The 13,157-nt window shown below is 37.3% G+C and carries 13 protein-coding genes and 1 tRNA gene; 3 read left to right on the top strand and 11 right to left on the bottom strand.

Translation table 11 applies throughout. The features are described from left to right. A partial coding sequence (locus tag ABDH28_04980; GenBank protein ID MEN2998369.1) for a hypothetical protein occupies positions 1 to 539 on the top strand: 539 nt, incomplete at its 5' end. Here ABDH28_04980 and rsmD read toward each other — a convergent pair. From rsmD to ABDH28_04965, 3 genes are all read right to left on the bottom strand, one after another. Then, a complete protein-coding gene (rsmD, locus tag ABDH28_04975) occupies positions 528 to 1,073 on the bottom strand; it encodes a 16S rRNA (guanine(966)-N(2))-methyltransferase RsmD (GenBank protein ID MEN2998368.1) in 546 nt (181 codons plus the stop codon). The genes ABDH28_04980 and rsmD overlap by 12 nt on opposite strands. Further along, entirely contained in the window at positions 1,073 to 1,417 is a 345-nt protein-coding gene (locus tag ABDH28_04970) for a V-type ATPase subunit subunit G family protein (GenBank protein MEN2998367.1), read from the bottom strand. Before ABDH28_04970 ends, rsmD begins: the two co-directional genes overlap by 1 nt. A gap of 1 nt (position 1,418) precedes the next feature. Further along, positions 1,419 to 1,492 (bottom strand) — tRNA-Val (locus tag ABDH28_04965). A 276-nt stretch (positions 1,493 to 1,768) separates the two neighbouring features. On the opposite strand from ABDH28_04965, the gene ABDH28_04960 reads away from it, so the two are divergent. Together ABDH28_04960 and ABDH28_04955 are read left to right on the top strand one after the other, a co-directional pair. Further along, positions 1,769 to 2,653: a TIM barrel protein gene (locus tag ABDH28_04960; protein ID MEN2998366.1), complete on the top strand. Its 885-nt coding sequence runs from the start codon at positions 1,769 to 1,771 to the stop codon at positions 2,651 to 2,653. A gap of 3 nt (positions 2,654 to 2,656) precedes the next feature. Beyond that, the gene (locus ABDH28_04955) at positions 2,657 to 3,811 is read left to right on the top strand and encodes an HD-GYP domain-containing protein (GenBank protein ID MEN2998365.1); all 1,155 of its coding nucleotides are present in this window, start codon (positions 2,657 to 2,659) and stop codon (positions 3,809 to 3,811) included. 29 nt (positions 3,812 to 3,840) lie between these two features. On the opposite strand, the gene ABDH28_04950 is transcribed toward ABDH28_04955, so the two are convergent. The 8 genes from ABDH28_04950 to ABDH28_04915 form a co-directional block, all read right to left on the bottom strand. Beyond that, the gene (locus ABDH28_04950; GenBank protein MEN2998364.1) at positions 3,841 to 4,626 is read right to left on the bottom strand and encodes an FAD-binding oxidoreductase; all 786 of its coding nucleotides are present in this window, start codon (positions 4,624 to 4,626) and stop codon (positions 3,841 to 3,843) included. Beyond that, positions 4,616 to 5,593: a riboflavin kinase gene (locus ABDH28_04945; protein ID MEN2998363.1), complete on the bottom strand. Its 978-nt coding sequence runs from the start codon at positions 5,591 to 5,593 to the stop codon at positions 4,616 to 4,618. The genes ABDH28_04950 and ABDH28_04945 overlap by 11 nt, the downstream gene beginning before the upstream one ends. 3 nt (positions 5,594 to 5,596) lie before the next feature. Beyond that, a complete protein-coding gene (locus tag ABDH28_04940; GenBank protein ID MEN2998362.1) occupies positions 5,597 to 6,556 on the bottom strand; it encodes a 1-(5-phosphoribosyl)-5-[(5-phosphoribosylamino)methylideneamino] imidazole-4-carboxamide isomerase in 960 nt (319 codons plus the stop codon). Between the two features lie 161 nt (positions 6,557 to 6,717). Further along, the gene (locus ABDH28_04935) at positions 6,718 to 7,890 is read right to left on the bottom strand and encodes a hypothetical protein (protein ID MEN2998361.1); all 1,173 of its coding nucleotides are present in this window, start codon (positions 7,888 to 7,890) and stop codon (positions 6,718 to 6,720) included. A gap of 424 nt (positions 7,891 to 8,314) precedes the next feature. Further along, entirely contained in the window at positions 8,315 to 9,718 is a 1,404-nt protein-coding gene (gene gltA, locus ABDH28_04930; GenBank protein ID MEN2998360.1) for an NADPH-dependent glutamate synthase, read from the bottom strand. Then, on the bottom strand, positions 9,715 to 10,548 hold the full coding sequence (locus tag ABDH28_04925; protein MEN2998359.1) for a sulfide/dihydroorotate dehydrogenase-like FAD/NAD-binding protein: 834 nt from the start codon (positions 10,546 to 10,548) through the stop codon (positions 9,715 to 9,717). The genes gltA and ABDH28_04925 overlap by 4 nt, the downstream gene beginning before the upstream one ends. A gap of 172 nt (positions 10,549 to 10,720) precedes the next feature. Beyond that, complete coding sequence (locus ABDH28_04920) at positions 10,721 to 11,518, bottom strand: sigma-70 family RNA polymerase sigma factor (protein MEN2998358.1); 798 nt, start codon at positions 11,516 to 11,518, stop codon at positions 10,721 to 10,723. A gap of 141 nt (positions 11,519 to 11,659) precedes the next feature. Further along, on the bottom strand, positions 11,660 to 13,157 hold a 1,498-nt coding region (locus ABDH28_04915), incomplete at its 5' end, for an ATP-dependent DNA helicase RecG (GenBank protein ID MEN2998357.1).

Below are 13,157 nucleotides of genomic sequence, written 5' to 3'. Positions count from 1 at the left end.
TCTACGAATTTATACACCTACTCTCAACGGAGTTTGAATTAGTCAATAGGGAGTCTGTAAAAAGAGTAATAATAAACTCTCTGAAGAATAAGAATATGATATGGCTTCTTTTGGAAATAAAGAATGTCCTATCCTCACTCTACAACCAAAACCCTAACACTAACCTAAGGAACATAAGCAAAAATGTAGAGAAGTTTTTGGATAATTATGAATTCAGTTTGATCTTTAAGAACAATCCAATTAGGGTTCTTACACCTCTCTTTGATAGAGATAAGTACCTAGGTGACATAAACTATGTAAAGAAAACGAGAGAGAGAAATGTCATTCTCATTTCCCAAGATAACGAGATAAGAGTTGCTTTAAAGGGAAATGGAATAGTGATAGGGAAAATAAATCCAAACACTACCAGAATAGTCTCTGAACTAGGAGGAACAGTTCTTTCGTCAAAACTTATTATTCCCAGATTCATATCGGAGCAAGTTAACTACCTGCCCGAAGTATTTGATCTGTGGATAGAGATAAACTTGCTAAGGTTGTAGCATCCTTAAGAGTAATACTTCAGTTTCTCCATAAGCCCTTGAAAAAGCAATTTCAAAGCCACTAGGAACTTCCAAAGATTTTCTTGATGAGTGTTCTAGAACTATTGTTCCTCCCCTTTTCAAGATATGCGAGGAGAGTGTGATGACTTTCCGGTAATCCGCAAAATCGTAAAAAGGGTCTACAAATATCAGATCAAAGCTTTCACCCTCATTTCTTAGAATATCTATCCCCCTTTCCCAAGAAGAACAGATCACTCTATACCCTTCCTGTGGTATCTGAAGCGATATAAGGTTACTCTTAAGTTGCTTTATTAATGAAGGGTTGTTATCCACAAAACACACAAATTTTGCTCCTCTGCTTATTGCCTCTATCCCAACTATACCAGAACCACAGAATAAGTCTAAAAATAAAGCATTACTGACATCTATGAAATTAAAAATTGACTGACGAACAACCTCAGAAGTTGGTCTTACAGACTTGTTTCTCACAGATATTCTACGGTTTCTTAAATAACCTCCTGATATCCTCAACATTACTTTGATAACAATGCTCCTACTATTTCCTTAAAGACATTTGATGAAACTGTTTCTACAGCATCTCTAAGCTTAGATTTAGAAATCTCTAGGATTGAAGCAGATATCGCCCTAGCTTTTGATTCTACTTCAGACCTGTATTTCTCAACTTCACTCTCAAGAGCTTTAGCAAGTGATAACTTCAAATTCTCCACTTCCCGAGATTTAAGGCTTTTGTAGTTTTCAACCTCAAGTCTTGCAGAATCAATCATTTTCTTAGCCTCAAGTTTCGCATTCTCAACTTTCTTAGATAATTCCTCATCAGCCTTGAGTATTTCATTAATAGTTTTGGATATCTCCCCCATCTGGGCGGTGGAGGATTTGAACCTCCGACCTCTGCTGTGTGAAAGCAGCGCTCTAACCATCTGAGCTAACCGCCCAACACAAAAATTTTAAAATAGCCAAAAAAGCTAATTCAAATTTCCCAGATAGAACTTCTCAATACAACTCAACCCACCTCAGAAAAACAAAGTAGTTACAAAAGAACTCATACCTCCATAACAACTTTGAAAATAAAAGTCCGTAAAACTTGAGAAAAATCATCATACAGAAATATAAAGAAAGCACAGTTTTTAAAACCATAAATTTATCTACTAACCATAGGTATTCTTCTCAACTTTGCAAAATACTCAGAAACTTAGTATATTTTCTATAGCATGGCATCTGAAGAAGTGGTAATCAAAAAACCATTCAGCGGGTTAAAAGTCTTCACTGCCGGAATTCCTCTATCTACTCCACCTCCTCAGAATATCTACAAAGGCATAGATAGGCTAGTTGAATTGGAACTTGACGGAATGGAAATAGAGTTTGTGTATGGTGTCAATACAAATAATAGCGAAATGTTCAAAATTGGAGAGTACGGTAAAAGCAAAGGAGTATATTTTACAGCCCACGCACCTTATTATATAAATCTAAACGCCAAAGAAGAAGAAAAGTATATCAGGAGCAAAGAACACATAAAAAAAACTGTGCTTGCATTGGAAAAAGCAGGCGGGTGGAGTGCTGTATTCCATCCTGCGTTTTACACAGGTGATGCTCCCAAAACAGTCTTAGAAAGAGTAATAAAAGCTATAGAAGAAATAAACACTGAACTCAAAAGCCTAGGACACAAATTCAATGTTTGGATAAGACCCGAAACTATGGGAAAACCCTCTCAATTTGGCTCACTTGAAGAAGTTGTTGAAATATCAAAGTGTTTTGATAATGTTCTACCATGTATTGATTTCTCGCATCTTTACGCTAGGAGTAGAGGTGGTTATAACTCTGAAAAGGAAATACTAGGTATATTTGACTATATTGCCAAAGAACTAGGAGACAAAGCTTTGAAAAACATGCATATTCACCTGAGCGGAATAGAGTTTGGAGCTAAAGGAGAAAAATTCCACAATACTTTTGCAGAAACCCAACTGAACTACAAAACCATAATAAAGACCTTCAAACATCTAAAGATAGAGGGAGTAGTAGTTTGCGAAAGCTCAAATATTGAATATGACGCTATGATTATTAAGAATTTATATAACTCTGAAGTCAGAGAGGTTTAAGTTATGAATGGTAAATTGCAAATGAAGAGAATTCCTGTTGATGAACTAAAGCCTGGGATGGTGTTCACAAGAACAGTATTCGGAGACAACTACGAAATAGTCGCTGAAGCAAACGTACCTATAACTTCTAGGGTCATAGAAAGACTTAAAAAAAATGGCGTAAAATTTGTGGAAACTGCCGGTGATGTGAAGGGAATAGTTGAGACTAAGAAAGATGAAGAAACTTTTGAGGATGTGCTAGAAACAGAAACTAAAAAACTAGATTCCTTCTATAAGGCGATAGTAAGCAATGTAGAGGCTATTTATACAAACTACAAAGTATCAAAAGATATTCCTACTAACAAAGTGCAGGATAACGTAGTAGAAGCAATACTTGCAAAAATCAAGGAAGTTAAGGACAAAAACATCATAATAAACCTGGTACATACTGCAAGTGCATCAAAGTATCTCCCAAGTCACTCAGTCAATGTTACCCTGCTTGGCGTTCTTTTAGGAATGGAGATAGGATTCCCTGAGCAGAAATTGAAGATGCTAGCTACAGGACTTGTGCTAATGGACATTGGTATGGTATACATACCTATGAGTATTTTAGAGAGAGAAACCAAACTCACACCTGAGGAGTATAACAAGGTAAAAACTCACACAGTCCTAGGTTACAAAGCTGTAGTTCAGGAGAATAATTTTTCACCCGAGGTTGGAAGAGTTTGTCTTGAGCACCATGAAAGATGGGACGGAACAGGATATCCAAGAAAGCTTGAGAAATTTCAAATCTCTGAATACGCTAGGATCGCAGGAATAGTTGACACTTATGAAGCAATGATAAGAAAGAGAGTATATCGTGATAAACTAATGTCATTTGAAGCAATGAAAACTATACTCGCAGAAGGTAGCACTAAGTTTGACCCAGATATACTCAAAACCTTTACTAAGATGATGTCTATATACCCAATAGGTTCCTATGTAATGCTCAACACCAAAGCAATTGCTAAAGTTATCTCCTCTGACCCTATATCTCCATTCAGACCCATCGTTAAAGTAGTATACGATGAATTTGGAACCAAAATTGAGGACGGTGAAGTCATAAAACTCTCCGAAGAACAAAAACTGTTTATAGTAAAACCCATAAAAGAAGAGGAAATATCAAGTATAGGGGTCTAGATCACAAACCAAACTCTAAACTCAAGAGACTAAAAATGAGCATGAAGCAATTTCACTACTTCACTTAAAATAAAATTTGGTCCATCTTTACATACAAGCTTGTATCCACTTTCCGAAGTTCCTACAGCACACCCATAGCATATTCCTAATCCACATCCCATAACAGCTTCAAGAGAACATATAACCCTATTTAGAATTATTCCCTGAGCTTTAGAAATAGATACTATCATAGGCAAAGGACCACTTGCATAAACCATATTTCCAGAATATCTCTTCTCCAATAGGTTGACTACAACACCTTTCTCCCCAATCTTACCATCCTCAGAAGAAATGAACACCTCATCTACATACTCAAAGCACTTCTCAAAATATTCCTCCGCACTCTTTATCCCCCAAAATAATCTAACCCTCTTATTCAACGTTTTCAGTAACTTTGCTACCATCAACATGTTAGCAATACCCACACCACCACAAACCAGATCTACAGCCTCCTCCAAATGTATTCCAAAATCAAGAACCGAATTTCCCAATGGCCCCAAGACGTTAAGAGACTGACCTATCTCCATTCTAGAAAGCTCCTCAGTTCCCCTACCTACTACCTTCACTAATATTGAAAAATAACCCACACCCTTCTCAAAAAGAGTAAACGGTCTTCTAAAAAAGGAAGTTTTCAACTTAATATTCACAAATTGCCCAGGTTGGATAACATCAGCAATGTGCTCAGACTCAAATTTCAGCTCAAAATACTTTCCCAACCGATGAATACCCACTACCCTGCAGTCTTCTAAAAACTTCCTCTCAGAATCAATAACCATCTTCCCTTACCTCCTCGTTTCTCCAAAACTCAACATACTCCCCAATCACATCCCTGAGTTTGTGTAACGAACTTACAAACTTAGTTTCCCCGAGATAACGATCAAAATAGACCCTTATTCTTTTTCTATATATATCTCCATCAAAATCAATTATGTAGGTTTCCACATTCGCAGGATGTCCACCAAATACGATTGACTCACCCACATGGGTTACACTTTTGTACCTCTTACCATCAATTTCAGTTATAGTTCCATAAACTCCACGAGGAGGATTGACTTGAATCCTACTTCTTATATTTGCAGTTGGAAACCCTATCATCCTACCTATCCCCTTACCCTTAATTACTCTACTCTCCAGGAAAAATCTCCTCTGAAGAAGTTTATTCGCAGTTTCAATCTCTCCAGCGTATATAAGTTCTCTTACCACAGTGCTACTAACTCTGACACCATTATATGTTATTTCATCTGCTATAAAAGGCCTGTAACCAAACTTTGATGCATTCTTTATCAGAAAGTCAGTATCACCTTCTGCTCTATACCCAAACTTAAAGTTATAACCAACAAATATATCAAGGTGGTCTATCTTAGACAGCAGTAACTCCAGAAATTCCTCAGGTTTCATCGTTTGAATAGAAGGTGAAAACTTTATAAAAAATGTCTTATCTATCCCAAATTCTTTCTCAAATACTTCAAGCTTATAGTTAGGTGGAGATATCAACTTAGGTGAAACGACCTCTTTCTTCACCCACTCTGGATGATTCTGGAAAGTTAAAACACATAAGTAGCACCCATCCATCCTAGAACGACAAGACTTTTCCTTCATACTAGAAAGTATCTTCCTATGCCCTATATGAATACCATCAAACATCCCAATTGAAAGTGCTACTTTCTTCATTCTAGGTATCTCTCTCAGATCTTTTATTATTTCCATCCTCTGTGGAACATAGAAAGAGCTATCTTCCCACATACATCACTTATCAAGTATAGAGAGTCTACCCTCATATATACTCTTACCAACTATAACACCTTCCAAAAAAGAGTTATCAAGCTTAAATATCTCTTCAATGTCACTATCACTGGAGATTCCACCAGACACTATCAGTAAAGGCTTAGGATATTTTCTCAACACCTCATCCCAAGGCACAATATCTTTTATACTATCCCTATACCTATCCAAACTTTTATCGTATTCTTCTATCTTCCGCCTAACTTCATAACCTCCAGAATACGGTCCCTTCAAAATATCCATAAACTCATCAACTTCCCTTGTTATCAGAGCTAGACCTTCTTCTATCGCTTTTTTCACAGACTCAAGACCAACAATCTCATCAATCACTATATCAAAATACTTTCTCTTCATAGTATCAAGCAACAGCGAAATTAGATTTACATCTGGACCCAGAAGTGTGCCATCTCTTGTCACATCAGTAGACATTATTCTTAAAACCCCTATTCTCAAAGCTTTTTCAAATGCTTCTTCTATGCTTAAACCACTATCCGCCTGCCATCCATGAACCGCCACCTTACCTGCATTCACATCAAGAGAAAGAATCACCTTTTCCCTAAAATCACTAACCACTCTCTCAAACCCTTCCGGGTCCTTTACAAACATCGTCCCCACAATAACAAAATCCGCTCCAGCCTCTATCACTCTTTCTACTACCTCATAAGATCTAACACCTCCTCCAAATTGAAGCAAAATATCATCAAATCTCTCCTTCATCTTCTTTATCAAACCAAGTATTCTTATCTCACCTGTCTTCGCTCCTTCAAGATCTACTACGTGAATTCTTCTAAATCCCTTAGACCTAAAGTGCTCAATAACACCAATAGGATCCTCAGAGTAAACTGTAATCTGAGAAAAGTCACCTCTAGTTAGCCTCACAACTTTCCCTTCATATACATCAATCGCCGGTATTACCAACTTCATATATAACCTCCTCTAAGCCAAAACCAACATCTTGCAGGCCTAAATCTCCTTCCTAATCCTCTCAACAGCATCCACACGATCCTACCACTCAAAAACAGAAACTTTCACCCACTTCTCAAAACCAAACCTCACAATCATTTATCACACTCACCACTACTCTTTCAAAAAACAGTGCTACTTTTTATGTATCTCCCTATTCTGAGCTTACTCACATCGGTGTTTGAAGGTATATAGGCATTTAGACTTACTTGAATCTTCCTAGGAAGTATTACATTCTTTCCAATCAAGGTAGCATCAAAATTCATTATGGAAGGATACTTCGTATTAGGAGCGCCTATCCCCTTACCACCTAAAATACACTCATCGCCTATGTTTGGAAACTTCAAAGTAACCGTACATTCATCAATTATTACATTATTTATCTCCACATTCTTACCTATCCAGTTTCCTGGAAAGACTATGGCATTTCTTATCTTACCATCTCTCTCAATCTTGACATTAGGGCATATTATACTATTCTCAACACTACCATCAACAAATGAACTATCTCCTACAAGAGAGTTTGAAAACTTCCCGTGTTTACCAATAACAGCAGGAGTAAAGTGCAGAGATTTGCACCTTATCGGAAACTTCCCAAACAAAGTCTCAAACTCATTTATCACCTTTAGATCTAATATACCCAGATTCATCCTAAAATATTCTCTTAGATTTGAAAAAGGTAAAAAGAGGAAATATCTAACCTCATAGGAGTTATGCTCACGGTACGTATGAAAAAACGAGTTGAATGTCCCCAATTTTACTGCTTCAATGACCTCAGAAATATATCTCTGAGAAAACGCACCAGTATGGTAATAGTGATAAGAACCTACCTTTGAATAAAGCAAAGCTATAGAAAGGTTCTTAATACCATCATAATACTCTTCAATCGGAAACCATATTGGATATCCTATAGCCCAAAAAACTTTCCTATAGTTCTGGTAAAGAAAATTCTCTATATCAAAATAAACCTCACTAGCTTCCGAAGAAAACTTATTAAACTGACTAACATTGAAATTTGAATACTCTAGTTTAAAATTATCATTAACCTTAGAAACAACAACAACTCTAACACTATTCCACGCTAGCTCTAAGTAGTTACTAAGAGAATTAGAGGAACTGCTATTAACCACTATAACAAAGTCTTCAACTCCTACCCTCTCAAAGTTCCCAATGAGCAGATCTATTATCTTGAATCTACCTCCGACATATATCTCATGAAAGCTCCTACCCTCAGACAAACATAAGAGATTTTCCACATTTATCGGAGGTGAAGTTATAAGAACACACTCTTTCATATACTCCTAAATTATAAAGTAATATATCATCCAATGTCATAGTTGATACTTCTGAAACTTAGTTAAGAGTTTTGCCTTTATTTTGCGAGGCAAGAGGAGGTTTTTCACTTTAACTTCTACCAAACTCCCCTGCAAACTTCAGTCAACAATTCCAACTTCCATTAGGTGAGTAGATAAGATTCTAAACTTTTTATTCACTAACTTTTTGGTTTTCATCAAGCAAAGCTTCACTTCATACCAAGTGTCTTAGGTGCTTATCAAAAAGAGCTTTTACCCAGTCCCGATATGAACATAAAAAACAGAAGAAAAACCATACTTATTATTAAATTCTGGAATTTACCGAAAAAACTATAAAACTCTTTAAAGTCCTACAATTTTAGTTGTTTTTACCCTTAAAGTTGAGCTCTAGGTAATAAGTAAAACACTATACACTGCCTTCAGTTATATACCTATGTATTGACTCAGCAGCTTTTCTACCTGCTCCCATAGCAGTAATGACTGTAGCCGAACCAGTCACAATGTCACCTCCAGCAAAAACTCCCTTTACAGAAGTCATCATATTCTCATCAACTCTAATTCCTCCATGTTTATCAATCTCCAAGCCAGGGGTTGTTATAGATAAAATAGGATTAGGCACTGTGCCTATAGCAACTATAACTTGATCAACATCTACGAAAAAGTTTGAGCCCTCAATAGGTACAGGTTTTCTCCTACCATCTTTGTCCGGTTCTCCTAACTGCATTTTTATGCATTCTATTTGTTTAACCATACCATTTTCATCTCCTATAAATCTTACAGGAGCAGTTAGGTAGACAAACTTTATTCCTTCTTCCTCTGCACGTTTTATTTCTTCCTCTCTTGCCGGCATTTCTTCTCTAGTCCTTCTGTATATGATCATTGCTTCCTCCGCACCCATTCTAAGTGCAGTTCTAACGGCATCCATTGCAACATTTCCTCCACCTATAACTGCAACTCTTCTTGCCCTCTTAACAGGAGTGTCATATTTAGGGAAGAGATAAGCTCGCATAAGGTTAACCCTCGTTAGATACTCATTTGCAGAATATATCCCTCCTAAGTTTTCACCTGGAAGTCCGAGAAATTGTGGTAAACCCGCTCCGCTTCCAACAAATATTGCTTTAAACCCATCCTCAAAAAGATCTTGAATAGTCAAGGTCCTACCTATAGGATGGTTTACAAAAAACTTAACTCCCATTTTCTCAAGAACTCTTATTTCCTCCTTTACTATTCTCTTAGGCAACCTAAACTCTGGAATGCCATAGGTTAAAACTCCACCTAACTCATGAAGTCCTTCAAATACATACACCTGGTATCCAAGCTTAGCAAGATCTGCAGAACAAGCAAGTCCCGCAGGACCTGAACCTATTACAGCAACCTTCTCTTCTCTTCTTTGACTAACCTCAGGAATAGGAAACTCTCCCCTAGCCCTAGCTTCAATTATCCAATCTCCCACAAATCTTTCCAATTTACCAATCCCGACAGGTTCTCCTAATCTATTAACAACACACTCCTTCTCACACTGAGTTTCTTGAGGACAAACCCTACCAGTTATTGCTGGGAAAAGGTTAGTTCGGTTCATTATCTGCGCTGCAAGAAATAGATTATTTTCTCTTAAAGCCTGGATGAAATCTGGAATGTCCACACCAACAGGGCAACCAGCTACACACTTGGGAAGTTTACAAACAAGACATCTTGTGCTCTCCTCTATAGCCTGCTCTAAAGTGTATCCCAAAGGGACTTCATCAAAGTTCTTTATCCTGATACTTGGTTCCTGTTCTCTCATCCTAACCTGTTCCTTTGCTACTCTCATACCCCTACCTCCTTTTTCCAAAGCTCAAAGGACAATTTTTCCTCATCTCTATACATACTAAGTCTCTTCATAAATTCATCAAAATCAACAAGATGTGCATCAAAGTCAGGCCCATCTGCACACGTAAACTTAGTCTTACCACCAACAGTCACCCTACAAACTCCACACATCCCCAGCCCACAAACCATAATAGAATTGAGACTCGCAATGGTTTTTATTGAATAAGGTTTCGTCATATCAGCAACAGCCTTCATCATCACAGGAGGTCCTATAGTTATCACTCTATCAATCTTCATTCCTCCCTCAAGCAACTCTCTCAACACATCTGTAACAAACCCCTTTTTACCATAACTTCCGTCATTAGTCGCCAAAAGAAGTTCATCCGAAGCTTCCCTAAGTCTCTCCTCCCAAAACACATGCTCTTTTGACCTATACCCTATAATTGAAATCACCTTATTACCTTCCCTCTTAAGCTTTTTAGCTATAGGATACATAGGAGCAATACCAATACCACCACCTACACAAACCACAGTCCCGAACTTATCAACTTCAGTGGGATGCCCAAGAGGGCCTACAACATCAAGAATACTATCACCCTCATTAAGAGTGCTAAGCAAATAGGACGTCTTCCCTACTCTCTGAAAAACAATAACTACAGTCTGCCTCTCTCTATCAAAATCACCAATACTTAAGGGAATCCTCTCGCCAGTTTCAGAAACCCTAACGATTATAAACTGCCCAGGTTCCACCCTTCTAGTAACATTTGGAGCAAATACCTCCATCAAAAACATCTCCGGACCAAGCAACTCCTTCCTCAAGATCTTAAACATCATACTCCTCCACAAAATTCTATAACTCAAGTATAAAAAAACTCATCTTAACAATACATAAATCCTTGAAAGTATACAAGACTTGTATTAATTACTCTTAAGCAAAAGCTCCCCTAAAATCCTCAATCCTATCACAAATAAAGCTTAGTTACCAAATTTTCAATACATAAAATCACCACACAATACCTTCATTTTCTAACATTACCTTAAGCTTCTTAAGAGCTTTCCTCTCAACATACCTTATACCCTCAGGAGTTGAGTTAAATATTCTAGCTAAATCGGAAAGACTCTTCAACTCCTTATTATTTAACCCATACTTATGCTCAAGCACAAACTGCTCCTTAGGAGAGAGTTTTGACAGCTTTTCACTAATCAAAGCACTGATACTATCATTTTCTACTTTATGGCACAAAACATCCTTTGAAGGCAAAGCATTCTCAAGAGATTGAATATCTTCCGACAAATCCGAGAAAGAAACAATGTTATCTAAAGCGTAGAGTATCTGATACTCAACCACCGAGACACCATTACAATTAAGAATCTCATCAAAAGAGTCATTACTTTCCGAACATAACATCCTTCTCTTAACATCTCTGACTACTTTCTTCTTTCTTGAAGGTAACTTAACAGAAGAATTTCTAGACAAATACTCCAAGATGTTGTGCTTTATCCATAAGCTAGCATAGGAGCTAAACTTAACGTTTTTTGAAACATCATACTTTTTTATGGCCCTCATTATACCCAAACACCCCTCACTTATGAGATCCATAAAGACATCACTCTGAACCCTAAACTTTGAAGCAAACTTTACAACTAACCTTATGTTGTTCTCTATAACTTTCCTAATAGCATCTCTATCCCCCTGCTTAGCCTTCATTATCAGCCTCACATCTTCAACCACTACCTTAGTCTTAGCTATATCCTTGGACAAATACCCCAAAAGAAAATTCCTCATCTCCATACCTTCCATACCTTTCCTCCAACTAGAACTATGCAAGGTCCATTCCAAAAATAGATTGAAAAGTAGATGTTCAGAACCCCTGAAATCACAACACTTTTTAAGTTATACTGGTGGGAGTATATTGAAGGTTTGTTGTATAAAAGCAACAGTTTATCCAGACTTAACAACACCCATTTTTTCTTTTTCTCTCTCTACTAGCTTTCTTAGTTTAAAGTTTTCATCTTTGGAAAAGTCTGGGTCTATAGAAAGTAATTTGTTGGCATCTTTCCGTGTTAGTAACAGAATATCCTCGTCTTCTATTATATCTGCAAGAATGAACTCTGGTAAACCCGACTGTTGGTATCCTAGAAACTCACCGGGTCCTCTTAGTCTAAGATCTATTTCAGAGATAGTGAAACCGTCCTCATATCTAACCATTGCTCTCATTCTCTCGATTGCATCTTTGGAGAGTTTTTCGGAGGAAATAAGATAGCAATACGACTGGTAAGGCCCTCTTCCAACTCTTCCTCGCAACTGATGAAGCTGAGACAATCCAAATCTTTCGGCTCCTTCTATCACAATTACTGTTGCATCTGGGACATCTATTCCTACTTCTACAACAGTGGTTGTTGCTAAAACCTTTACCTCACCTCGTTTAAACTCTTGCATAACTTCGTATTTTTCCTCAGGAGTCATTTTACCATGTAGTAATCCTACTCTGTATTCTGGAAAAACTTCTTTGGACAGATACTCATATGCCTCTAAAAGTGATTTAACATCAATATCCTCATTCTCCTCTATTAGAGGGTAAACGAAGTAGGCTCTAAACCCCTTTCTTAGTTCTTCTCTAACTTTCTCGTAAACTGTTTTAGAATCTTCTTCCTTATACCATTTCGTTATTATCTTCTTCCTTCCAAAGGGCACCTCATCTATCACACTTAGGTCAAGAGTTCCGTAAACTGTCATAGTTAAAGTTCTCGGAATAGGCGTAGCAGTCATAACAAGCACATCGGGATTATTACCTTTTTCTATAAATTTAGCTCTTTGTTCAACACCAAATCTATGTTGTTCGTCTATCACAACAAGTCCTAAGTTTTTAAAAGCGACACTCCCTTGGAAAAGAGCGTGAGTACCGATAACTATATGTGATTTCCCTAGTTCCATCTCAATAGATAAGATCCTTCTAGTTTGATTTGACATTCCACCTTTAAGAAGTCTTATATTTATATGGTGTTCCTTAGCAAACTTGCTAAGAAGATTTGTTACATTGATGTAGTGTTGCACTGCCAAAACCTCCGTAGGCACCATCAACGCAGATTGGTAACCATTTTCAACCGCAATAAGCATCGCATAAATTGCTACTACTGTCTTGCCAGATCCCACATCCCCCTGAACAAGTCTATGCATCACCTTTTCTGAAAACATATCCCTTTTTATCTCCTCTATCACCCTCAGCTGAGCCTGCGTAAGTTCAAATGGCAAGGAAGAAAGAAAACTATCTGCCAGTCTTGTTGAAGTATACCTCTTTTCCTTGTTTATCTTCCTCTCTTGAAACCTATTATACTCTATAATAATGTTCATCTTCATAAATTCATAGTAAACAAAGTTCTTCCTAGCTATCTCAGCATGTTCTACCTTCTTAGGATGGTGAAGAATCTTTATGACCCTA

The organism is Brevinematia bacterium, from assembly GCA_039630355.1.
In the GTDB taxonomy this organism is placed as follows: Bacteria; Spirochaetota; Brevinematia; order DTOW01; family DTOW01; genus SKYB106.
This window is presented reverse-complemented; position numbering and strand designations above follow the sequence as displayed.